The organism is Pyxidicoccus fallax, from assembly GCF_012933655.1.
In the GTDB taxonomy this organism is placed as follows: domain Bacteria; phylum Myxococcota; class Myxococcia; order Myxococcales; family Myxococcaceae; genus Myxococcus; species Myxococcus fallax.
In genome coordinates, this window is the sequence record NZ_JABBJJ010000070.1 from 13,303 (window position 1) to 35,464 (window position 22,162).

General features: G+C 69.8%; 19 protein-coding genes. 10 read left to right on the forward strand and 9 right to left on the reverse strand.

Annotation, left to right across the window (positions count from 1 at the left end):
• Positions 1-65: 65 nt before the first annotated feature.
• A complete protein-coding gene (locus HG543_RS16905; RefSeq protein WP_169345816.1) occupies positions 66-653 on the forward strand; it encodes a cyclic nucleotide-binding domain-containing protein in 588 nt (195 codons plus the stop codon).
• Between the two features lie 13 nt (positions 654-666).
• Here the strand turns inward: HG543_RS16905 and qhpG are convergent, their stop codons facing one another.
• The 5 genes from qhpG to HG543_RS16930 are packed head-to-tail and all read right to left on the reverse strand — an operon-like array spanning position 667 to position 7,276.
• Positions 667-2,169: a flavin-dependent monooxygenase QhpG gene (qhpG, locus tag HG543_RS16910; protein ID WP_169345817.1), complete on the reverse strand. Its 1,503-nt coding sequence runs from the start codon at positions 2,167-2,169 to the stop codon at positions 667-669.
• Positions 2,166-3,524: a radical SAM/SPASM domain-containing protein gene (locus tag HG543_RS16915; protein WP_211193980.1), complete on the reverse strand. Its 1,359-nt coding sequence runs from the start codon at positions 3,522-3,524 to the stop codon at positions 2,166-2,168. The genes qhpG and HG543_RS16915 overlap by 4 nt, the downstream gene beginning before the upstream one ends.
• The gene (locus HG543_RS16920) at positions 3,521-4,387 is read right to left on the reverse strand and encodes a hypothetical protein (protein WP_169345818.1); all 867 of its coding nucleotides are present in this window, start codon (positions 4,385-4,387) and stop codon (positions 3,521-3,523) included. The genes HG543_RS16915 and HG543_RS16920 overlap by 4 nt, the downstream gene beginning before the upstream one ends.
• Complete coding sequence (locus HG543_RS16925; protein WP_169345819.1) at positions 4,384-5,787, reverse strand: hypothetical protein; 1,404 nt, start codon at positions 5,785-5,787, stop codon at positions 4,384-4,386. The genes HG543_RS16920 and HG543_RS16925 overlap by 4 nt, the downstream gene beginning before the upstream one ends.
• A gap of 34 nt (positions 5,788-5,821) precedes the next feature.
• Entirely contained in the window at positions 5,822-7,276 is a 1,455-nt protein-coding gene (locus tag HG543_RS16930; RefSeq protein WP_169345820.1) for a ferritin-like domain-containing protein, read from the reverse strand.
• A gap of 348 nt (positions 7,277-7,624) precedes the next feature.
• Between HG543_RS16930 and HG543_RS16935 the strand changes: the two genes are divergently transcribed.
• Positions 7,625-8,776, forward strand: a complete 1,152-nt coding sequence (locus tag HG543_RS16935) for a tetratricopeptide repeat protein (RefSeq protein ID WP_169345821.1) — start codon at positions 7,625-7,627, stop codon at positions 8,774-8,776.
• 14 nt (positions 8,777-8,790) lie between these two features.
• Here HG543_RS16935 and HG543_RS16940 read toward each other — a convergent pair whose 3' ends face one another.
• A complete protein-coding gene (locus tag HG543_RS16940; RefSeq protein WP_169345822.1) occupies positions 8,791-9,726 on the reverse strand; it encodes a hypothetical protein in 936 nt (311 codons plus the stop codon).
• Positions 9,727-9,916: 190 nt separating this feature from the next.
• On the opposite strand from HG543_RS16940, the gene HG543_RS16945 reads away from it, so the two are divergent.
• Positions 9,917-11,092, forward strand: coding sequence for an acyltransferase family protein (locus HG543_RS16945; RefSeq protein ID WP_169345823.1), 1,176 nt, complete (start codon positions 9,917-9,919; stop codon positions 11,090-11,092).
• Between the two features lie 55 nt (positions 11,093-11,147).
• On the opposite strand, the gene HG543_RS16950 is transcribed toward HG543_RS16945, so the two are convergent.
• Both HG543_RS16950 and HG543_RS57010 read right to left on the reverse strand, forming a co-directional pair.
• On the reverse strand, positions 11,148-11,399 hold the full coding sequence (locus tag HG543_RS16950; RefSeq protein ID WP_169345824.1) for a hypothetical protein: 252 nt from the start codon (positions 11,397-11,399) through the stop codon (positions 11,148-11,150).
• A gap of 500 nt (positions 11,400-11,899) precedes the next feature.
• Positions 11,900-12,391: a GFA family protein gene (locus HG543_RS57010; protein WP_369334963.1), complete on the reverse strand. Its 492-nt coding sequence runs from the start codon at positions 12,389-12,391 to the stop codon at positions 11,900-11,902.
• 163 nt (positions 12,392-12,554) lie between these two features.
• Here HG543_RS57010 and HG543_RS16960 point away from each other — a divergent pair, with 163 nt between their 5' ends.
• The 7 genes from HG543_RS16960 to HG543_RS16990 all read left to right on the forward strand — a co-directional run bounded on the left by HG543_RS16960 (position 12,555) and on the right by HG543_RS16990 (position 21,311).
• Positions 12,555-14,471: a tetratricopeptide repeat protein gene (locus tag HG543_RS16960; protein WP_169345826.1), complete on the forward strand. Its 1,917-nt coding sequence runs from the start codon at positions 12,555-12,557 to the stop codon at positions 14,469-14,471.
• A 354-nt stretch (positions 14,472-14,825) separates the two neighbouring features.
• Positions 14,826-15,683, forward strand: coding sequence for an ATP-binding cassette domain-containing protein (locus tag HG543_RS16965; RefSeq protein WP_169345827.1), 858 nt, complete (start codon positions 14,826-14,828; stop codon positions 15,681-15,683).
• A complete protein-coding gene (locus HG543_RS16970) occupies positions 15,680-16,489 on the forward strand; it encodes an ABC transporter permease (RefSeq protein WP_169345828.1) in 810 nt (269 codons plus the stop codon). The genes HG543_RS16965 and HG543_RS16970 overlap by 4 nt, the downstream gene beginning before the upstream one ends.
• Entirely contained in the window at positions 16,476-17,726 is a 1,251-nt protein-coding gene (locus HG543_RS16975) for an aminotransferase class I/II-fold pyridoxal phosphate-dependent enzyme (protein WP_169345829.1), read from the forward strand. Before HG543_RS16970 ends, HG543_RS16975 begins: the two co-directional genes overlap by 14 nt.
• Positions 17,723-18,634 carry a nucleotidyltransferase domain-containing protein gene (locus tag HG543_RS16980; protein ID WP_169345830.1) on the forward strand — a complete coding sequence of 304 codons (912 nt, stop codon included), beginning with the start codon at positions 17,723-17,725 and terminating at the stop codon, positions 18,632-18,634. The genes HG543_RS16975 and HG543_RS16980 overlap by 4 nt, the downstream gene beginning before the upstream one ends.
• Before the next feature lie 119 nt (positions 18,635-18,753).
• Positions 18,754-20,325, forward strand: a complete 1,572-nt coding sequence (locus tag HG543_RS16985; RefSeq protein WP_169345831.1) for an alpha-amylase family glycosyl hydrolase — start codon at positions 18,754-18,756, stop codon at positions 20,323-20,325.
• The gene (locus HG543_RS16990; protein ID WP_169345832.1) at positions 20,322-21,311 is read left to right on the forward strand and encodes a nucleoside-diphosphate kinase; all 990 of its coding nucleotides are present in this window, start codon (positions 20,322-20,324) and stop codon (positions 21,309-21,311) included. The genes HG543_RS16985 and HG543_RS16990 overlap by 4 nt, the downstream gene beginning before the upstream one ends.
• 5 nt (positions 21,312-21,316) lie before the next feature.
• Here the strand turns inward: HG543_RS16990 and HG543_RS16995 are convergent, their stop codons facing one another.
• Positions 21,317-22,105: a hypothetical protein gene (locus tag HG543_RS16995; RefSeq protein WP_169345833.1), complete on the reverse strand. Its 789-nt coding sequence runs from the start codon at positions 22,103-22,105 to the stop codon at positions 21,317-21,319.
• Positions 22,106-22,162 lie beyond the last annotated feature (57 nt).

Genomic DNA, 22,162 nt, shown 5'->3' on the forward strand with positions numbered 1-22,162 from the left:
CTTCCGGTGTATGGCGTCCGGCGCGGCCGCCGCCTTAACCTGGGTCAACCCGAGGGACCTTCCGCGTGAGATTCCCGAAGCTCTTCGAGCGCCTCGCCGCCCTGGCCCCCCTTCCTCCCGAGGAGTGGGAGAAGGCCGAGGCGGTGGCGAGGGAGCAGGCGCTCGACAAGCGGGAGCTGTTCCTCCGGCCGGGAGACCCGGCGGACCGCTTCGCCGTGGTGCTACAGGGCGTCTTCCGGGCCGTGCGCGTGTCGGCGCGCGGACAGGAGTCCATCAAGGCGTTCCGTGCCGAGGGCGAGCTGATTGGCGCCTATGCGGAGATGCTCCAGCACCTGCCGTCGATGACCACCATCGAGGCGCTCGCGCCGAGCCGCGTGCTGGTGTTCCAGACCCGGGACTTCCAGGCGCTGGAGAGCGGCCACGTGTGCTGGGAGCGGCTGGCGCGCAGGGTGGCGGAGCACCACTTCATCCTCAAGGAGCGCCGCGAGCAGGAGTTCCTCGACCTGTCCGCGGAGGAGCGCCTGGTGAAGTTCTGGGACGAGCACCCGCACCTGAAGGGACGGGTCCCCCAGCGCGACGTGGCGGCCTACCTCGGCATCACCGAGGTGGCCCTGAGCCGCATCATGTCGCGCCGCCGCAAGCGGCCGGAGTGAGCGGGCACGCGGCTCATCGCTTGCCGCGAAGCGCGTCCCCGCGCTCATGCCCCTTCGGCTCCGCCCCCGTGAAGGGAGGAGCGTCAACCTCCGTGAGCAGCCCCTGGCGGTAGAGCCAGCCCAGGATGGCGACACCGCGGCGGAACGGGACCTGGCGCGCCCAGGTGCCCGCGAGCTGGGGCATCGTCAGCCCGTCGCGGAGTCCCTCCACGAGCGGCGCCAGCTCCACGCCGTCGAGCCACGCCACCGGCCTCGCGAGCCGGGGATGGCTCAGCGCCCGGCGCAGCTCGATGACGTCTCCGACGATGCACGGCGTGTCCACCAGCGCCGCCTCGCGGTCCAGCCGCCAGCGGCGGTGGAGCAGGGCGTCGCCCTCCAGGAGAGGACGTGCCTCCGGGGGTGCAAGCGCTGACGACGCCTGCGCGCGGCGCTTCCAGAAGGGCCGCTCCCGGTACGTACGTTGCTCCGCGTAGTACCCCGAAGCCCAGGCCGCGTGCCGTGCCACGGAGTCGCGCTGGTCCTCCGTGTAGAAGCGCAGCGCGGCGTCCGTGTTGTCCGGCCGGACGAGCAGCGTGTGGACGGCCACCGCGCCGCTCAGCGCCGTCTGCAGCGCCTTCTGCACGCCCGACGAGGACAGCGGGTCGATGGAGAAGCTCGCCTCGCCCACCTTGATGCAGTCACGCTCGATGGGCACCACGTCGCGGTAGCAGGTCGCGTCGCTGGCCAGCACGCCTCCCACCAGCCGTGGCGCCGTCCAGGCCCCCAGCAGCTCCGTGTCGGCCAGCAGCTCCCGGTAGAAGGACTCCAGCGTGCGCCGCGTGACGCCCCGCTCGCGCAGCAGTCCCGGGTCCACGAAGGCCATGGCGTTGAAGGTCCCGTCCGGCAGGTGGGCTCCCCAGTACCAGGCGTCCGGCCCCGCCTCCACGCGTGTCTCCGGACCGTGGGGCCGCTCACCCCGCCAGGAGCCATGCAGCGCCAGTGTCCGCGCGGAGGCGGGCTCCTTCCTGCCGCCCAGGCACGCGCCGCGCCCGCTCGCGTCGGCGAGGAAGCGCGCCGTCAGTTGGAGCCTCCGGCCCTCCGGCAGGACGATGGGCACCGTCCATCCTCCCGCCTGGCGCTCGGGCCGCTGTGCCGCGGCCGGCTGGAGCACCCGCACGCCCGAGGCGCGCGCCGCGCCCAGCAGCAGCGCATCGAAGCGCCCCCGGTCCACCAGCAGTCCGGGCTCCGCCTCCCGCGCGCGCACGCTCCGCCCGGTGCGGTCCTCCCAGCGCACCCGCGCCTCGCGTGCGGGAAGGAAGCCGGCTCGCCGCACCTCCTCCGCGACGCCGAGCATGTCGAGCAGCGGCCACACCCCCGGCGCCAGGGACTCGCCCACGTGAGGCCGGGGAAAGGCCTGCCGCTCCACGAGGCAGACCGCATGGCCCAGCCTCGCCAGTCGTAGCGCCAGCGCCGCCCCGGCCGGACCCCCGCCGACGACGCACACCTCCGTGTCGAGCCGTGCCTCCAACGCGCTCACCCGTTCGCGGCGGGAAGGCCGAAGTAGTCGGGCCGGGCGCGCGAGAGCCGGCTGTACGCCTCCAGGCAGTAGTGCAGCCAGCCCCGGATGTAGTCGCAGGCGGGGCGCCCCCGCTGGATGACCTCGTGGTGGCAGCCGCCGGAGCACAGGTAGCGCGCCCAGCACGAGCGGCACGGCTCCTGGCGGTGCACGTGGCGCTCCGTGAGCCAGCGCGCCTGGCGCTCGCGGTCCACGCCCGTCGTCAGGTCGCCCAGGGCGCCTTCTTCGTCCCCCACGAAGCGGTGGCACGCGGCCAGCTCGCCGCTGGCGGAGACGCCCAGGTAGCCCGCGCCAGCGCCGCACGGGTAGGGGCGATGCGTGCCCTTGTGCAGCTCGCGCATGGCGTTGACCATGTTGGAGAATGGGTAGCGCCGCCCGGCGACGAGCCGCCGCTCGAACTCGCGACCGCAGTCCACCATCTGCTCGAGCATCCGCTCCAGCGCGTCATGCCCCAGCTCGTCCCGTCCGGTGGGCGAGGCGAGCATGGGAGAGAAGCCGACGGAGTGGAAGCCCAGGTCCACGAACGTGTCCAGCGTCTGGCGCAGCTCCAGGTTGCGCGGCGTGACGGTGACGCGCGCGGAGACCTGCATCTCGCGCTGGCGCTCCAGCAGCGGCTTCACGTTCACCATCACCTTGTCGAAGCTGCCCTGGCCGCCCTTGAAGGCGCGCAGCCGGTCATGCACCTCTCGCGGCCCGTCCAGGCTCACCGTCACCGCGAAGCCGTGCGCCTCCAGGAAGTCGGCGTCCTCGGGCGTCAGCAACGTGCCGTTGGTGGTGAGCGACAGCGTCAGCGAGACGCCCTTCGCCCGTGCGCCCTCCGCGGCCCGCTCCGTCGCGGCCCGGATGACGGAGCGGTTGAAGAGGGGCTCGCCGCCGAGGAACGAGAGGTTCACCCGCTCGCCCCGGCCCGCGTCGCGCAGGAGCAGGTCCACCGCCTCCAGCGCCGTCTCCAGCGGCATGTTGCGCGCCGGGCCGCCGAAATCTCCCTGCTGCGCGTAGCAGTACGTGCAGCCCAGGTTGCACTTCTGCGCCACCGCCAGCGACAGCGCCCGCACGGGCGGAGCCTCCACGGGCCGGTCGTCGACGAATGGCGCCTCGGAGACGCCCAGCGACGCCAGCAGGCGCCGCACCGTCTCCGCGTCCTTCGCGAGCCGCGCGCGGTCCAGCGCTCCGGACACCTCGGCGTCCACGTCGAAGAGGCGGCTGCCGTTCACCACCAGCAGGTGCTGTCCGCCCTCCGTCGAGTACAGGTGCAGGTCCGGCACGTGGGGCATGGACAGCTCGAAGAGCCGCCGCGCCGTGTCTGGAGCCGTCACTTCGAGGGCTCCACGTCCTCTTCCGGAAGCGGGACGACGTCGCGGTCCCGCCCTTCAATCTGGAAGTGCAGCAGCTGCTCCCACTGTTGGAACAGGTCGTCGTAGGACACCAGCCGTGAGTCCTCGCGGTTGTCGAGGATGTACTGCTGGTGCGCTTCGGGGCCGCGCTCTTTCTGCATCCAGTTGATGCCCACGCTGACACCCTGCGGGCCCTGCTCCACGCTGACGTAGTCTGGCCGGCTGGCGGCCCAGTAGTAGCAGGCGCACTCGCGGTAGTCGTTCTGCCACGGCGAGCACAGCCCCTGCGTCAGCTCGCCCGGCTGGGCCAGCTCCTCGGCGATGACGGCGAGCTGCCCCAGCTCACCCCGGGCGAAGAAGTGCCGGACCTCCAGGTCCACGGCGATGAGCTTCTTCTTGTCCTTGGGAATGGCGGCCGGCAGCGCGGACTCCCCCAGGGTGAACTCACAGCGCACCTTCTTGCCCGCCTTGCCGTGCAGCACGTCCGCCAGGGCGTTGGACCACTCCATGAAGGCGACGCCCTCCGGGTTGGCCGAGTTGGTGAGCTGGATGGGGTCCGCGCCCGGACGCTGGGGGCCCATGACGGGAACGACGAGCGGCTGGCCGTCCACGCGCAGGAGTCGGTGGTGGAGCAGGTGCTCCAGGCCCTTGTCCGTCTTCATCACGTAGTTGTCCGCCTCGTGCAGCTCGATGCCGACGAAGATGCGGCGCCACACGTTGCGGAAGTCGAACTCCAGCCCGGGGAAGCAGTTGGAGATGGCGGAAGCGGGCAGGGTGCCCGGCGGGTTGCCGGCGGCGCGGTAGTGGAGCTGCGCGGACAGGTTCTTCGGGTCGAGCTTCTTCATTCCGTGTCCCCTCCGTCCCGGTCCTGCGGGGTCTGCTTGAACAGCGCGCGGCGCGCGGCCTTGCGGACGATGTCCACCTGCCGGCGGGTGAGCGCCAGCGCGCGTCCGTCCGCGCCGCGCATCAGCGCCGGCATCTTCCTGCGTCCCTTGTTGCTCAGGTCGCCAATCTCGTCATGGCGCCGCAGCACGTCCGAGAACCAGGGCGCCGCGCCGCCGCGCAGCGCGGTGAAGACGTTCTGGTGCAGGGCCTTGATGGTGAGGTTGTCCACCAGCGACGGGGCCATGATGGGCTCGAAGAGGCGCCCGGTGTCGGCGGTGTCCTGGCGCACCATGGTGCTGGCCACGTCCACCTGACCATTCACCGTGTTGCCATTCATCACCGCGGTGTTCATCAGCCGGATGGTCTCGAAGGCACGGCGGACGATGTCCTCGGCCGCCTCCAGCGTGGCGTCGCGGTCGGCCGCGCGCGGCCCGTTCATCGCCTGGTCCAGGTCGTCCGCCACGGTGCGCACCGGGAAGCTGTCCGGAGCAAAGGCCGGAGGCCCCGCGCCGATGCGGGCGAAGGCCTTCAGCGGCTCGGCGGCGCCCTTGAGCCGGAGCTGGACGTGGACCAGGCCGTCGCACTCGTCGTCGATGTAGCCGCGGCTCACCCAGGAGTCGCCCTCGGCGTAGCCCGCGTAGATCTGCGCGGGCATGGTCAGCTCCGGGCCGGCGCTCTCCTGGTAGCCCAGCCAGTCGCCCTTCTCGGGGTCGTAGATGACGTTCTCGGGCGGGATGTTGTCGTCGGGAATCGGCTTCCCGTTGGCACCGGTCGTCTCCGTGCTGGCGCCGTACACCTCGCCGGCCGCGGGCGTGAAGCGCAGGCGTATCTCCGGGAACTCCTCCGTGGGGCGGATGTACCGCACCGAGCCCAGCGGCAGCACCTTGCCCTCGCGGAAGTTGCGGCACTGGCCGTCCAGCGGGTGGACGTCATGGTCCGAGAAGCGCCCCGTGGTGGCGAGGACCTTGTCCTTCTCCTTGCCGGTGCGGCGGTACATCTTGATGTTGCCGACCCGCACCTCCCACTTCACGTCCGAGGGCCGCAGCCCGTGCTGGGCGAGCAGCTCCACGGTGAGGGGGACGAGGCTGTCCTTGTCGGTGACGGCCCAGACCTCCAGGAAGGGCGCCACCGGACGGATGAGGCCGTCGGGGGACTTGAAGGCAATCTCCGAGGGGAGGAAGGCCTCGGAGATGGCGCCCGTCTGCGGGTCCACGCGGAAGGTGGGGGCGGGCCTGAGGCGCCTGAAGCCGAGCGGGTCGTCGTCGGGCACCTCCAGCTCGTAGTTGTCCAGCGGTTCCGGGGCCGCGCCGAGACGCGCGATGGCCAGCGGGGGAAGGATTCGCAGTTCCTTGATGGTCACGCCAGGTCCTCCGGTGAGGCGGGGCGGGTGCGGCTCAGGGCTTCGGAATCATCTGGCGGACGCTCTCCAGCGCCGCCCCGTCCAGGTCCTCCAGGGCGCGCAGGTAGTCGGCGTGCCGGTCCGGGTTCCGCGCGCGCAGCGTGCGGACGAGCTGCTGGGCGGTCTCCAGCAGGTCGCGGTGGAGCCGCCACCGGTCCGGCTCCTTGTCGGGCAGGTCCAGCGTGTAGGGCATCTCGAAGGTCGGCCCCGCCACCGCCCCGGAGCCGGATTCGTCCAGCGGCAGGTCCACCAGGATGTGGGAGAGGGCGCGCACGTTGTACATCTCCCCGAACGTGCGGTTGATGATGAGGCCGCGCGGGGTGAGCGCGTCTCCCTGCCCCGTGGCCCCGGCGAGCTGGTAGGCGTGGGACAGGTACACCAGCAGCATGCGGTAGCGCACGTTGAACAGGTGGGCCCACGTGACGGACTCCGGGTGGGTGATGACCGTGCTCTCCCTCGCGGGAGCGGCGCCGCGGGCCTTCGCGGTGCGCACCACGCGGTTGGCGTTCAGGTCCATCACCGTCTTCGGGTTGAGGGGCACGGGGCGCGTGGGCGTCCACTCGCCGTCGGGGTACTCGCGGTAGATGTCGAGGAAGCGGCGGAAGTGGGAGCGCTCGCTGTCGTCCTCGTCGTAGAAGCGGGCCTCGCCCTGCTTGCCGACGGCGGCCAGCGCCTCCACGGCCTCGTCGCGGGTGCTGACGGGGCGGATGATGACATCCGGCGTGCGCTGGCGCTCGGGCGAGGTGGCCTGTCCGCGCGCGCCGCGCATGTAGCCGCGTCCCCACTCGTCCCACGAGGCCTGGAAGGTGGTGGTGGCCGGCTGGAAGTCGGCGTCCCTCACGTACTCGGGGTTGGCGAGAATCTTCTGCATGCGGTCATACAGCTCGCCCACGCGGTGCAGCGGTTGCTGACCGGTGGAGCCCTGCAGCGCGCGCTTCTTGATTTCCTTCGCCTCGTCGGTGTCCCAGCCGGCGGGCATCTCCGCGTAGATGTAGCGGGCCAGCGAGTTCTTGGTGAGGGGCTCCAGGGTGAACTCGAAAGGGTAGAACTGGGCGCCCCAGGGGTAGTCCTCTCGGTCCAGGTTCAGCGGCGCGCCGATGAGCGTGAGCACGTTCTGCACGGTGATGAGGTGCCCCATCTCCTCCTTGGCGATGCCCAGCACCACTTCCTGCCAGTGACGGACCCGCTCGCGGTGCTTCGCGGGCACCTGCGGGCCGCCCAGCGAGTAGGCGGCGTACAGGTACTGCGCCATCAGGGCGTGCTCCACCTCGGCGGCGATGTGGAGCAGGAGGACGGCGTAGTCATGCCAGGAGAACTCCGGGGGAAGCACCGGCTCGGTCCTCACCAGCGGCTTGACGCCCCGGGCCTTCGGCGCCAGGGCGCGGAGTTCCGCCGCCGCCGGCTCGAATCGCAGAAGCGAGTCGAGATGCCTGCTCATCCGTGAACGCATGTCCCCTCCCGACATCGTGGATGCAGCGGGCGGAAACCAGAACACCCAGAATTCTATAAGTCAATTCGTGGCATCTACGTACATGCCGAGCACGAGAGGGCCTTCGAGTACTTCGGCGGCGTGACGCAACTGGAGAGGCTCAACGCCAGGCCCCTGCCTGCGCGGCCCGACTGCGTCGTCCCGTGACTCCTCACGCGTTCCGCGCGGTCGATGGGCTCGCGTCTCGTCCCGGCTGACGGGCGGCTCGTCCCGGCCTTCCGCGTCTCGTCCCATCGCCGTCCTTCCTGCCCGGTACCTCCCTAGCCTCGCGGAGCTTGAGAGGCAGGCGTGCCTCTCCGGGAGGAAGACATGCGAAAGGTGGTGCTCGTGGGACTGCTGGGGTTCGTCACCGCCTGCGCGGCCGGGTGGGCGGAGCAGGGGCGTACGGGCGGCGCATCACGGCCATCCCCGTTCGCCGCTTCCGCCGTGGCCGTCATGCAGGCGTATGACCTGGAGAGCCGCTTCCTGGAAGGCGCGAGCCTGGGACGCTTCGCGATGGAGCGGGCCCGGCTGCTGAAGGACGCCGCGGGTGAGGCCCGCCTCCATGCGGAGCTGGGCCGCGTCCTCACCCGACAGCGGCGCCACGGGCCGGGCATCCCGGATGCCGAGGTGCTCGCCGTCCTCCAGCGCGCACGGCAGCTCGCGGAGGCTTCCGGAGATTCGAGCGCGCGGGCCGCCGCGCTCGATGCGCATGGCCATTACCTCTTTTGGGACAAGGTGGTCGCGGGGAAGGGCGATTGGGAGACCGTGACCTCGCTCTTCCAGCAGGCCCATGCCCTGGCCTCGCGAGCGGGAGATGCGCGCGGCATCACCGAGACGCTCTTCCACCTGGGCCTCACGCGGCAGTTCCAGGGGGACGCCGACGGGGCGCGTGACTTCTTCGAGCGCTCCCTGGCGGACGCCCGGAAGTCAGGCGACGCCCTCTACCAGGCCTACAACCTGCGGCACCTGGCCGACCTCGCCGAGCAGCGCGGAGACCTGGACACCGCGCTCGCGCGGCACCGGGAGTGCCTGCGCCTGCGAGAGCAGGTGGGCTTCCGCACGGGGCAGGTGGTCTCGCTGCTCGCCGTGGCCCATGTGCTCTCCTTGCGCGAGCCCCGGAGCGATGAGGCGCTCGCCGCCGTGCAGCGGGCGCTCCACATCGCCCAGGAGTCGAAAGACCCGGCGGGGCTGCGCGAGTCCCACGGAGCCCTGGCCCGCGCCCACCTGCGCCGCGAGGACGCTGCCTCCGCGCTCCCGCACCTGGAGCAGGCCCTGGCCAACGCCGAGGCCCATCAGGACTGGCTCACCACGGTGGACCTGCTGCTCGACACCGCTCGCGCACATGCCCAGCGGGGCGAGAGGGAGCGTGTCGAGGCCGTGCTGCGCCGCGCGTACGCGCTGACCACCGAGCGCGGGTTGAGCGTCATCCTCGAGGATGTGGAGAAGCTCGGGCGCGAGTACGGCGTCGCGCTGCGCTGAGCGGCGGTGAGCCGTCAGATCTCGTGGGCCGTCTGCTCGTAGACGATGACCTTGTGCGAGCGCGGGAAGAGGATGACGTTCAGGGAGCGCCAGTTGTCCCCGTTCGGCCCCGTCGAGAACTCGCGGTGATAGCGCTTCACCTGCACGTTCTCCGAGCCGTCACCGTACGTGGCCAGGATGGCCGCGTGCAGCGGCTGGAACTGTCCATACATGGTCGACAGGAACTGCGCGTAGGTGAGCGCCACCGGCGCGGAGTCGGAGCGATAGCCCTCGTAGAGCCCCTGCGCGAGGACCGCGGCGGCCGCCCGGTCCAGCGAGGCCTCGGTGGAGTAGGGCCAGTGGAAGTCGAACCGGCGCAGATAGGAGAATCTGTCCTCGCGCACCTCATTGGCCGCGTTCAGCGTGGCCAGGAGCGACGGGGTGACATTCTGCTCCACCAGAGAGAGCGTGTAGGCGGCCGGCGCCTGCGGCTGCTGGGACAGGCACGTCCCGCCCACGCAGTCCACCTGGAGCCGGTACTGCTTGTCCGCCGCGTTGTGCCAGCCCACCACCACGAGGTATTCGCCGCCCTGGGGGAACGTCGTCGCCTCGATGCGGCTCAGCTCGCCGTAGCCGGAGTCGTCATCGTGGGCCCGCACGACGGAGCCATAGCTGCCATTGGCGTCCTTCGGGCCGTAGATGAACAGCCCCGTGTCCAGGTACATGGAGCTGCCCAGGTGCGTCGTCTCGAACCGCAGCTGGGAGCCGGCCTGGACCTGGACCCTGAAGCCCTCGTAGCCCGGCCGCAGGTAGCACTGCGTCTGCACCGAGCCGCCCACGCTCACGCTCCTCCAGGCCCCGGTGGTGTCGGCGATGTTTCCGCTGGCCGGCGGCGTGGGCGGGGTGATCCAACCGCTCAGCAGGGGCACCAGCAGCAGCCACGGCAACGCCTTCATCGAATTGTGACGCATCGTCTCGGCCTCATGTCGGGAGGACGGAGGCCTGAATGGAACGCACCGGCCGCCGCCCCGGGTGATGGCGCACTCGTGTGCCACCCTGAGACACGGAATTCAAGTGACAGGCCGTTGGGGCGTCTCACCCCAACTGCTGACAGTCGCGTCTTGTGGCATCCTCGGTCTCATCTCGAAACCGGAGAGCGACTTGTCCGTCCCTGCCGCCGCGGCTGCTTCCGTCGAAGAAGGCGGGCTCCGCTACATCCCCGCGCTCGACGCGCTCCGTGGCCTGGCCATCGCCGCGGTGTTCATCCACCACGCGCTCGCCTTTCCCTTCTGGGCGGCCATCGTTCGGATACCCGGCTTCCACTTCACCCCCGCGCAGACGCTCGCCGTCGAGGTCACCGAGTGGCTTGCGTCGGGCGTGGACCTGTTCTTTGTGCTGTCCGGGTTCCTCATCACCCGAATCCTGTTCCATACGCGGGGCAACGCTGGTTACTACCGCGCCTTCTTCATCTCGCGCGCGTGCCGGATCTTCCCGCTGTACTACCTGTTCCTCGTGCTCTGCTTCGCGCTGCCGTTCTGGCAGCTCCCGCCGCTCGGGGACATGCCGTGGTACCTGACGTATCTCTCGAACTACCTCATCTTCGCGCGCGGCTCCTGGCAGTCGCCCATCCTCGACCACACGTGGTCTCTCGCGATTGAAGAGCAGTTCTATTGGGTGTGGCCGGTCGTCATCGCGCTGGTGCCCCGGCGCGCCATTCCGTACGTCGCCGCGCTCATTGCCTTCGGCAGCATCGCCCTGCGCTTCCACCTCGCGCTTTCGGGGGCCGGCGAAGCCGTGGTCCGCACGTTCACGCTCTCGCACCTCGATGGAATCATGTACGGCGCGCTGCTCGCCTGCGCCGCGTCGCGACGCCGCGCCACGCAGGCCGGTGCCGCGTTCGCCGTCGCGGGTCTCGCCGTCGCGGTGGTGCTCGCCGTGACACCTTCGCTCGCTGCGCACCCGGCGCTGAGCTGGTCGACAGCGCTGCCACTGGCATTCGGTGGGCTCGTCGGGCTCGTCCTGGGACGCGCGGAGCCACAGCCGGGTTCCGCGCACTCCCCGTTGCAGGTGTCGCTCTCGTTCCTCGGCAAGTACAGCTACTGCATCTACCTGCTGCAGCAGCCGGTGCTTTGGACGCTGGCCAGCTTCATCGCCGCACCGCTCTATCTGTCCAGTGGGAGCCTGCCGCTCGTGTGGCTCGCGATGCTGGTCGCGTCCGTACCGCTCGTCATCGCCCTGGCGATGTTCTCGTATCGCTTCTACGAGGCGCCGTGGCTCCGGCTGAAGTCGAGGCTGCTGAGCGAGCCCATCGCCCACGTGGCCCCTCGGCCGGGCTGAGCGGCCACGCTGGACCTCCGCTCTCGCTGCTACGTGTGTTTCGCGCACACGCGCGTCAGGGCACTGCGCATTTCCAGACCGAGGACGCAAGCCACAGGGAGGCCCGGGACATGTGGTTGTACACCTCTTCCACAGGCGTCCCGCCTTGCGCCGTGCACTCGGCGATGGCATCAGCGCGGGCAGCCTCTAGCGCGATGCCTGGGTCATGGCTCTGCCCTTGGCCGGTGACGTACACCACGGCGGCCAGGGCTGAGCCGGAGATGGACAGCAGAAGCGTCGACGCAAGGGCGATGGATTGCTTTTTCATGTTCATTCTCCCGAGATCCGTCCGAACGGACATTCGAACTCTCGGCCCGAGCTGGTCCTTGATACGCGATACGCAAAGCCAGGCGCCCACATGATAAAGAGGCTTTTCAGGCACCCTTGTACAGCTTCATCAGAGATTCCTTGTTGCTAGCGCTAGGCCGAGAATCCTGATTCATTGCTTATACCGAGCTTTATAGTCAACGGCAAGGGTAGAGGAAGAGGGGCCGTGACGACTGCTCTTCCGACGGGGCCGTGAGCGGCTCCGGCACGGTGAGCTTGTCCACCTCGGCGTCGAGCTCGGCGGCCCGCACTCAGCCCGCTGGCGCGCCAGTCCGCGACCGTTTCTTCCACGGCTCTGCGTTTGCCATGCGCGCCACCGTGCGCGCGCCGGCTCAGCTCCGTCAAACGGGGCTCGTGCGCGGATACCCTGAGCCCCGCAGTTGCGCCACTGAGCCGACGTCCGTCTTCAGCACGAAGAGGATGCCGCGCAGGCAGGCGCGGTCATCCGTTAGGCGGATATTCCTGAAACTGCTTTGCAGAATCGCAGATTTCGTACCACGCGGGCTTGCTAGCCACGAACACATGGAACGTGTTGCGGACGAGGGGATCGGCATCCAAGCAATTGGCCGATATTGGAAATGAGTCCTGCTGTGACCCAGCCTCGCCCAAAGAGGTGCCGCATTGCTTGCAGAAGGTCCGACTGTGTTTGTACGGAGCCTCTGGCTCATAGCGCGCAACGAATTCTTGTCCTTGAATCCAACGGAAGTCGTCCTTCTTTACGAAGACAAGGGTGCTGGCGCCAACCTTCCTGCAGCGAGAGCAGTGACAGGTGCCCATCATGCTTGGCGGATTTATCAGCTCGAACTTGATCGCTCCGCAGCAACAACTTCCGTTGATCATATTTCTCTCGACTTGTGGACGGGCAGTAGACGATGCGCAGCGGCTGATTCGAACGCTTCCTTCGCTGCCAGGGGACCATGCCTGAACGCCCATTCAGGCACAAGCACAACCTACCAGGCCACCTCAACGCCTCCGGTCGCCTCCGCCCACTTATCGCAGAGCCTTGCCCACCGCCGTTGACGGGGGCGTAGTGCCCCGGCACGCTCGCGGGACCATGGACGCTCGGCGAAGCAATCCTGTGCAGCGGGAGGCGACGTTGGCCGCTGCTCTGGAGGCGGTCGCGTCCTATCGCAAGCGGATGGAGGCGCAGCCCGAGGTGGTCCTCCCCATGCTCGCCAGCAGTCTCCACCAACTGGGCGAACAGCAGAGCGGGCTCGGGCACCGGGAAGCGGCGCTCGCGTCCACGGCCGAGGCGGTGGCCATCCAGCGCAAGCTGGCGCAGGCAACGCCGGACACGCCCCTCTCTCATCTGGTCCGATACCTGAGGAACCTCGCCAGGACGAGTACACCGTCAGAGGTGAGACCTGATGACTTCCTCCCCGAGCTGGCCCGGTACCTGAACACCCTGAGCAAGATGCAGGGCCAGCTTGGGCAGCGGGAAGCGGCGGTGGCGTCACTGACCGAGGCAGTGCTCATCCAGCGCAAGCTGGCGGAGACGAGGCCCGACGAGTTCCGCCCCCATCTCGTCCTGCTTCTGAACAACCTGGGCAATCGGCAGAGCGAGCTCGGGCAGCGGGAGGCGGCACTCGCTTCCGTGGCCGAGGCGGTGGCCATCCAGCGTCAGCTGGCCCAGTCGAGGCCGGACCTGTGGTTGTCCGAGCTGGCCCTGCTTCTGAACAACCTGGGCAATCTGCAGAGTGAGCTCGGGCAGCGGGAGGCGGCGCTCGCATCCGCGGCCGAGGCGGTGGCCATCCAGCGTCAACTGGCGCAGTCGAGGCCGGATGCGCTCTCACCCGATTTCGCCACCTGCCTGTACAGCCTGGGCCGGCGGCAGGGCGAGCTGGGGCAGTTGGAGGCGGCGCTCGCGTCCATGACCGAGGCGGTGGTCCTCTGGCGCAAGCTGGCGGAGACGATGCCGGACGCCGTCTCCTCTCCTCTGTCCATGAGCCTGGACATCCTGGCCGAACTGCAGCGCGCGCTTGGGCAGCGGGGAGCGGCGCTCGCGTCCATGGCCGAGGCATCGACCCTCAGGCGCAAGCTGGCGGAGGCGATGCCGGACGCGCCTCTCGCCCAGCAAGCCACGAGCCTGTACGAGCTGGGCCTTCGACAGCGCGAGCAGGGGCAGCCGGAGGAGGCACTGGCGTCCCTGGCCAAGGCCGTGGCCATCCAGCGCAAGCTGGCGGTGGCACATCCCGACGAGGGACTGCTCGGGCTGGTCCGGTACCTGAATTGCCTGAGCGTGATGCAGAACAAGCTTGGGCAATGGCAGGCGGCGCACGCGTCCGCGTTCGAGGCGGTGGCCCTCTCGCGCGAGCAGGCGAAGACGAATCCGGACACCTTCTCCCCTTATCTGGCCCAGAACCTGCTCGACCTGGGCGCGGCGCAGTGCTCGATGAGGCAGCTGGACGAGGCACTCGCTTCCACAACCGAGGCGGTGGCCCTCTGGCGCAAGCTGGCGGAGGCGAAACCAGACGCCTTCTCCCCGTCTCTGGCCGTGAGCTTGATGAACCTGGGCATGATGCAGGGCGAGCTGGGACAGTGGGAGGCGGCACTGGCTTCGACCACCGAGGCGCTGGCCCTCTGGCGCAAGCTGGCGAAGACGAGTCCGGATTCCTGCTCACCCGATCTGGCCCGGTGCCTGAGCAACCTGAGCAATGCGCAGAGCGCGATGGGGCAGGGGAAAGCGGCGCTCGCTTCCGTGACCGAGGCGGTGGCCATCCAGCGTGAACTGGCGCGGGCCACGCCCAACGCGCGCTTGCCCGTTCTGGCTCAGTACCTGAACAACCTGGCCACTGTGCGGCGCGAGCTGGGACAGCGGGAGCAGGCGTTGGCTGCGGCGCAGGAGGCGCTCGACATCATCTGGCCGTTCTTCCTGGCCAGGCCCCCGGCGTTCACCCAGCACACCACCATCATCCTCCGGAACCTGCTCTCGGAGATCCTGGCCCTTGGCCGTGAGCCCGAGCGGGCACTGTTGGAGCGGATGGCCGTCTTCAAGGCGAAGAACGGCGACTGAGCTGCTGCTGAAGCAGGCGTGACTGCTCTCGGACGTCCGCACGCTCTTCCCGCGGGCGGTGTGCGCCCTGCCGCCGTCCAGAACAGGGCGCCTGTCCTGTCGAGAGGACAGTCCCTGTTCACTCCACAGGACAGGTGAGGCCGGGAAGCGGCGTCTCCGAGCCGGCTCCGCCCCGGAAGCGCGACTGTCCTCCTGGGAACAGGTCTTGCAGCGCCACACCCGAGAAGACGGGATGTCAGCCCTGGCTGGTATCGCGTGTTTTCACCGCATTGCTTCGACTTCTCGGTGATGTAGGCCTTTGACCTTCAACGATTGGGTTCCATGCGCGGACCGGTTTTGCTGTCTGCAGAAGGGTTGTCTTTTTCCTACGCCGCGGGTGGCGCGCCCGTGCTCCGGGAGGCCTCCATCCGCCTGCGGGCCGGGGCTTCCGTGGGGTTGCTCGGCGCCAACGGGGCAGGGAAGACGACGCTGCTCGGAGTCCTCACCCGCACGGTGCGGGGCATCACCCGGGGCTCGCTCCTGCTCGACGCCGGGGTGCTCCCCGAGCGCCGCGCCATCGGGTACGCGACGCAGGCCATCGGGCTCTACCCGATGCTGACGGTGGAGGAGAACGTCGGGCATCTCGCCCGGCTCCTGCTCGGGCGCTCGCAGGCGCGGGCCGCGGTGGCACGGGCCATCGAGGAGTTCTCGCTGGGTTCCATCGCCCGCACGCGAGTCCACCACCTGTCGGGTGGGCAGCGGCGCCTCGTGCACCTGGCGGCGAGCTTCGTCCACGGCCCACCCATCCGGTTGCTCGACGAGCCCACCGTCGCGCTCGACTTCGAGGCGCGTCAGCTCGTCGTCAAGCTCGTGCGCGGCTGGCGCGCGGAGGGGGTCGCGGTGCTCGTCACCGCGCACTACCCGGAGGACATCGAGGAGCTGTCGACGGAGCTCGTGCTGCTGCGCGACGGGACGACGCGCGACCTCGGGGAGCTGGGCAGCGTCCTGTCCAACCGGGCCCGCACCCTTTCCCTGCGCGGTGACAGCCCTACGAGCGCCTCGTGGGAACTCACGCTCGCCACCGGCACGCTGGACGAGGTCCGGGCGAAGCTCGGCGAAATCCCTCCCGACGTGCGCCTGTCCGAGCTGCGCCTGTCCGGCAATCGGCTCCGCGACATCCTCCTCAGGGATCCGTCGCTGAGCTCCTTCGCCGAGGAGACCGAGGCGCGATGAGTCCGCACGCACTTCCGGGCAGCACGGCTTCCGCCAACGCGGGCGCCCACTTCGTCAACGAGGTGGGGTGCTACGCGCTCACCGAGTGGCGCGTCCTCTGGCGCGAGCGCACGGCGATGGTGTTCATCTTCATCCTGCCCGCCGTCCTCTCCGCCATCCTCGGCCCCGGCGTCTCGGGGCTCGACTCGGCTCCGGGCGCCATGGGCCGGGCCACCATCGGCTTCGCGGTGATGTTCAGCTACATGGTGGTGACGTACTCGGGCCACGCGTTCTACCGGGACTTCTGGTACCACACGAGCGGCCGGCAGGCGTTGATCCGCCCCTCGAAGCTCGCCTTCGCCATCGGCAAGGTCCTGCCCGCGTGCGCGATGTCGTTCGCGCAGCTGCTCCTCTTCACGGGCTTCGCGGCGGTGTTCCTCGACCTGCCGCTGCACGGCAACCTCCTGCAGGTGGCCCTCACCGGCGCGGCGCTCGTGGTCAGCGGCTCGGCGCTGGGGTTCCTCCTCTTCGCCGTCACCCGCAGCACGGCCACGCTGTCGAACCTCTCCTATCTCGTGCTCGTGACGTTCAGCGCGGTGGGCGGCGCCATCGTCGTGACGGACGCGCTGCCGGCCTGGTCGCGCACGCTCGGCTACGCCACGCCGCACTACTGGGCCCTGCGCGCGCTCCACGAAGTCACCTTCGGCGAGGGCCGCTGGGGCGTCGTGCTCCAGAGCACCGCCGTCATCCTCGCCTTCACCGCCGTCTGCGCCGCCGTCGCGAGCCTCGCCTTCGACTTCCGGGACCAAAAACATGACACCACTTGACCGAGACCCACCGGACCGTTCGCGGTCCCCCATCATCCGCCGGCTGCTCGACGACCCGCGCGTGGCGCAGGCCCGCCTCGGCAGGCGCATCGGCCGCCTCCCGTACTTCACCCGCGTGGAGTCCGCCACCGGCCCCATCACCCACATGGAGGGGCGGGAGATCCTCAACTTCGGCTCGAACAACTACCTCGGGCTCGCGAACGACCCTCGCGTCATCTCCGCCGCCCAGGAGGCCACCGCGCGCTGGGGCGCGGGCGTGACGGGCTCGCGGCTGTTGAACGGCAACCTCGCGCTCCACGAGGAGCTCGAGGAGGCCCTGCGGCGCTTCTATGGCCGCACCGGCGCCATGGTGTTCCCCACCGGCTACGCCGCGAACCTCGGCCTCATGAGCTCGCTGCTCGGTCGCCATGACCGCGCCTACGTCGATGACGAGATGCATGCCTCCGTCCTCGACGGCATCGCGCTGGCGCGCGCGCACATGAAGCGCTTCGGCCACAACGACCCCGAGGACCTCCGCGCCCAGGCGGCGGGCGACACCCACGCCGGCATCTGCGTCGTCGAGGGCGTCTACTCCATGCGCGGAGACCGGGCGCCGCTCCGGAATTTCCTCGACGTGTGCCGGAGCACGAAGCTGGCGCTCGTCGTGGACGAGGCCCACGGGCTCGGCACGGCGGGTGAGCGCGGGCTCGGCACCGTGGAGGACGAGGGCATCGTCCAGGATGCGGACTTCATCACCATCACTTTCTCCAAGAGCCTAGGCTCCTGCGGCGGCGCCATCATCGCGGACGCGGAGCAGATCGAAGCCCTGCGCATCAACACGCGTCCCTTCCTCTTCACCGCCGCCAACACGCCGGCCTCCGTGGCTGCGGCGCTCGCCTCCCTGCGCATCCTCCAGGCGGAACCCCACCTGGTGCGCGAGCTGAAGGCGCGGGTGCAGTCGCTCCGCGACGCGCTCGCGAGGCATGGCATCCAGCCCATTCCCTCGGACGGCCCCATCGTCAGCGTGGAGGTGGGCGCGGACTTCGACACCCTCCAGGCGTGGCGCCTGCTGTGGAACCGGGGCATCTACACGAACCCGGTCATCTCCCCGGCCGTGCCGCCGGGGCGCGGTCTGCTCCGCATGAGCGTGATGCGGACCCACGAGGAACAGATGGTGCGCACCATCGCCGATGCGTGCGCGGACGTCTTCACGGACTTGCAGCTGTCCCAGGAGGGACGGGGGAAGGTGGCATCATGAAGCGCACGCATCAGCTCGCCAGCGGTCAACCGCTCACCGCCGAGACGCTCCGCGCCCACGGCGTGGACCTCGAGCGCATCCTCTCGGAGCTCGTCAGCGACCCCGCCGCGTGCGGCGTCCTGCTCACGGGCTCGCTCGCGGCCGGAAACGGCACTCCCAGCTCGGATGTCGACCTGATGGTGCTCGTGCCGCAGCGCACGGCGCTCATCACGAGCCGCGACGGCGTGCGCTTCAAGAACAGCCGCTTCAGCGAGGCGCTCCAGTACTGCGACGGCATCGAGGTCAACATCGAGCTCGCCGAGCGCGCCCGCGTCTCCGAAATCATGACGTGGATGACCGCCATCGCGCCGGCGCTCTACAAACCGTCCGAGCTGAAGTTCATCCCCCTCATCGACGGCCCGGAGCTGCGCTTCCTCCACCGCCTGCGCACCGGCGTGCCGCTGCTCAACCCGCGCGTCGTCGCGAACTGGCGGGACGAGTTCCTCGTCGACCTGCTGCCCACCTACCTCGCCGTGCGCCACTTCATGGAGATCCACGAGTACCTGGAGGACGCCATCAGCCACCGCGCCTTCAGTGACGAGTCCGCCCGGCATGTGGCGCGCATCGCCGTGGAGGAGGCGCTCGTCTCCATCCTCGCGGCGCTCGGGGTGACCAGCGCCTCGCGCAAGTGGCTCGTCGTCGAGTCGCGCAAGGCCATGGCCTCCGCGAGCGAGGTGGACCGCGGCCTGCTGGAGGAGGGGCTCTCCATCCTCTCGGACTGCGCGGTGGGCGCGCTCGGTGACTGCCTCGCACGCATCGAGGCGCTCCACAAGCGCATCGCCGCGCGGCTGTCGAGCGAGCCGGAGCTCGCGAGTGCCGTGGCGTTCCTCCAGAGCAAGATCGACTACGTGCTCGAGCACCAGGGATGACCTCCTCACAGACCACAGCTGAACCCACCCGCGCCTCCGCGATGGCGCGGCTAGGGGATGCGCTTGCCCTTTTGCATGGCGGCGAGCGTGCGGACGCGCTCGCCCGGGGAGTGGCGGCGATGGCGGACGGCGTTCGCGTGGCCTCCCGTTCCGGGCGCGCCGCGCGGCCCGCGGTCATCTCCGTGTACCCGGACCACGTGCTCGACGATGACGCGGCTCCGCTCGCGACGCTGCGCCGCTTCCTCCAGGAAGAGGTGGGCGGCGTGGGCTCGGCGCTCCTGCACGTGCTCCCGCCCTATGTGTCTGATGGGGATGACGGCTTCGCGGTGGTGGACCACCAGGCTGTGCACCCGCGCTTCGGTGCGTGGGATGACCTCTCGCGTCTGGCGGAGGCGAGCGGCGGGCTGATGCTCGACCTCGTGCTGAACCACGTGTCCACCGCGCACCCGTGGTTCCAGAGCGTGCTGCGCGGCGAGGCGGCGCACCGGGGAGACTTCCACCTGTTCTCCGCGCCGCGCGCCATCGAATGGGGCACGCGGGTGCGGACCTCCGCCATCCTCCAGCGCTTCGACACCGCGGCCGACCCGGTGTGGGCGTGGTGCACGTACGGGCGTGCGCAGGTGGATCTCCACCATGGCTCGCCGACCGTCTTCGCGGCCATGGCGGCGACGCTGCTGCGGCTCGTCGAGGTGGGGGCTCGGGTCGTCCGTCTGGATGCCATTCCCCACGTGTGGAAGCGCGTGCCCGGCGGGCCGCACGAGCCGGAGGCCCGGGTGCTCGTGCGTGCGCTGCGCGCGGTGGCTGACCTCGTGGACCCCTCGGTGCGCCTCCTCGCGGAGACCGACCACCGCTCCGGTGACCGGTGCTACCTGGGCGCGGAACTGGCGCAGCACGACAACCACCTGTCGGTGCCGCTCCTCGTGTTCGCGGCGGCCCTCGTCGGGGATGGCGGGCCGCTGGTGGAGTGGGTGAACGCGTCCGCGTCGGATGCGCACCGCCATGACGGGTACACCTTCCTGCAAACGCATGACGGCGTGCACCTGCGCCCCATGGACCCGCCGCTCGATGCGCGCACCACGCGGCGGGTGTTGGAGCGGCTGGAGCGGAGCGGGGTCTGGGTGTCCCACGCGGACGTGCGGGGTGAGCCGCGACCGTACGAGCTCAACAGCTCCCTCAACCGCATCTTCTCCACCGAGGCGGGCCTCGACGTGGAGCGCTACCTCGCCGCGCACGCGCTGCTCTTCGCGCTCCCTGGCACGCCGTCGCTCTACTTCCCCACGTTGTTCGGGCTGCCGGACGCGGTGTGCATCGAGCCCTCGAATCCCCGCGCCGCGAACCGGTACCGCTACCGCTACGGAGCGCTCCGCGCGCTGCTCCAGCAGCCGGAGCACGCGCGCATCCTGAAGTCCCTCCTCGGCCTCATCCGCCTGCGCGACGAGACGCCCGCGCTGCGCGAGGACGGGAGCTGCGAAGCGCGGATGGTGGCCTCGCATGTCCTCCACCTCGCGCGCGGGCACCGCGACCAGCCCCTGCACGTGCTGGTGAACCTCGGCGTCGAGCGCGTGGCCATCCCGTCACCGCTGCGCGAGTGGAGGGACCTCCTCGGAGGCCGTCAGGGCAGGGGAGACGTGTCGCTCGCACCGGCCGAGGCGGTGTGGCTCGTGGGTCCAGGCACTGGAGGCATGACATGAGGAACCTCGCCAATGTGGCCGAACTCATCGAGACCTTCGCCTCGCGTCCGGCGAGCGAGGAACTCGTCTTCACCTTCTTCGATCCGTACGCCATCGGGCTCGGGCTCGCCGAGGAGGCGCTCGCCTTCCTGGCGAGCGAGGGCTTCCGCACGGTGGACCGGCGGTTCGTCCACTACACGCAGAGCAGCATCGAGGCGGTGTACAGCCCCAACCGGCCCATCGCGCTCGACAAGACATGGGCCGTCCCGAGCGAGGTCTACCTGCTCGAGGCCTCCCACGCGCTGCTGCTGCACACCCCGGGACGCTCGGCGTCCGCGGCGTTCAAGGCGCTCAAGGGTTCCGCGGACCCGCGCAAGCGCGCGCCGCACCACCTGCGCAGCCGGCTGAATGCCCCGACGCGCGCGCTGAGCCTCATGCATTCGTCGGACGACGCGCGCGCGACCATCGAAGAGGCCGCCACCGCCTTCGACCCCCGCGAGCTTCGCGTGCTCTTCGCGGAGCCTGGACGTCACACCTCACGCGCCACGTCGCCCATGCAGCAGCTCCCGGCCGCCGTGGTGGGCCGGGCGTGGCGGCCCTCGCCCGTGGAGTTCCTCGTCCACCTCCGTCTGCGCCTCGCCGAAGAGGTGGAACTCATCGCTCCCTTCCCGGGAGGCCTGGTCGAGTCGTGGCGCGAGGCCGCGCGTCAGCTCGCGGAGCTGCGCTCCGAGCACACGGCGTCCCGCGAGCTGTACCTGCGCGTCGTGGCCGATGAGTCCGCGCTCGTGAAGGAAGTCGTCCGCACGGGACTCACGCACCCCCGGCGGCCGGGGATGTTCGACTATCGCGTGGAGCCGGGCCTCGCCGCGGCTGCGCTCGAGCTGCTCCACCAGCCCGCGCTGTACCGCGAGACGGACCTCTCACAGCTCATCCAGCCGGTGGGCGCCCTGGTGCGCAACCCCTATGAGCGCGTGCTGCTGCGCAGCGCGCTCCAGGAGTTCGAATGAGCCCCTCACCCCGCGAGCGGTACGCGCTCGACGACGCGACTCTTGAGGATGAGGTCGTCGTGCGTCCGCAGGATGGCGAGCTCGTTCACCTCGAGCTCCACGAGCACCGTGTCCCGGAAGCCGCGGAGGACACCGAAGAGCTCGTCCGCCTCGTGCACGTCGAGCTCGGAGTTGAAGCGCAGGTGGTCCGTGAGCTGCAGACAGCCGATGTAGAAGCCCGGGTGGAGCGCGTGGCCCAGGCGCGCCTGGACCGCGGTGAGGTGGTCCACCGGCTCCGGGCCGTCCGTCAGCTCGGGGTAGACGGGGAAGTACATCCGGCCGTTCTTCTTTCCCCAGAACCAGCCGCCCTTCACCTGGATGCGGAAGCGGGGGAAGCCTTCGAGCCGCTGCTTCACGAAGGGGACGATGTCCTTCTCGGGCATCCGGTCATGGAGGCCACCGCAGATGGTGTAGTGGTGCCGGTACCGGCGCTTGTCGACGATGTCCCAGGCAATCTTCCGTGCCGCGGCGGTCGTCGCGACGGCGTTCATGAAGCGATTGAACTGGGGGCTGACGGAGAAGGCGCCGAAGTCCACGAAGCCCACCAGCGAGAAGCGGGGCGCGCGGTAGGTGCCCAGCCAGTCGTAGCCGGCCTTCACGTCGAACGGCACGACGTCCGGGTGGTCGGGCCGCACCAGCGGCAGCTGCATCAGCCGGTATTCGTAGGACAGGACGTGGTCTTCGGAAGGGCGAGGCTGCAGTTCGTTGCCCGCGCGGCGATACGCGAGCCGCTCATCCGTGGCGAAAGTCCTCATGCATCGAGTCCACCACACGTGGTCGGTGGCCGCAATGTGACGCCGCTCCCACCGCGG

Excerpts from the sequence above, each read along its gene's own strand:
- HG543_RS16980 (WP_169345830.1), top strand. The coding sequence starts at position 17,723 with ATGAAGCGCACGCATCAGCTCGCCAGCGGTCAACCGCTCACCGCCGAG.
- HG543_RS57010 (WP_369334963.1), bottom strand. The coding sequence starts at position 12,391 with ATGGGCGTTCAGGCATGGTCCCCTGGCAGCGAAGGAAGCGTTCGAATC.
- HG543_RS16935 (WP_169345821.1), top strand. The coding sequence starts at position 7,625 with ATGCGAAAGGTGGTGCTCGTGGGACTGCTGGGGTTCGTCACCGCCTGC.
- HG543_RS16985 (WP_169345831.1), top strand. The coding sequence starts at position 18,754 with ATGGCGGACGGCGTTCGCGTGGCCTCCCGTTCCGGGCGCGCCGCGCGG.
- HG543_RS16940 (WP_169345822.1), bottom strand. The coding sequence starts at position 9,726 with ATGCGTCACAATTCGATGAAGGCGTTGCCGTGGCTGCTGCTGGTGCCC.
- HG543_RS16995 (WP_169345833.1), bottom strand. The coding sequence starts at position 22,105 with ATGAGGACTTTCGCCACGGATGAGCGGCTCGCGTATCGCCGCGCGGGC.
- HG543_RS16950 (WP_169345824.1), bottom strand. The coding sequence starts at position 11,399 with ATGAAAAAGCAATCCATCGCCCTTGCGTCGACGCTTCTGCTGTCCATC.
- HG543_RS16930 (WP_169345820.1), bottom strand. The coding sequence starts at position 7,276 with ATGCGTTCACGGATGAGCAGGCATCTCGACTCGCTTCTGCGATTCGAG.
- HG543_RS16975 (WP_169345829.1), top strand. The coding sequence starts at position 16,476 with ATGACACCACTTGACCGAGACCCACCGGACCGTTCGCGGTCCCCCATC.
- HG543_RS16990 (WP_169345832.1), top strand. The coding sequence starts at position 20,322 with ATGAGGAACCTCGCCAATGTGGCCGAACTCATCGAGACCTTCGCCTCG.
- HG543_RS16970 (WP_169345828.1), top strand. The coding sequence starts at position 15,680 with ATGAGTCCGCACGCACTTCCGGGCAGCACGGCTTCCGCCAACGCGGGC.
- HG543_RS16920 (WP_169345818.1), bottom strand. The coding sequence starts at position 4,387 with ATGAAGAAGCTCGACCCGAAGAACCTGTCCGCGCAGCTCCACTACCGC.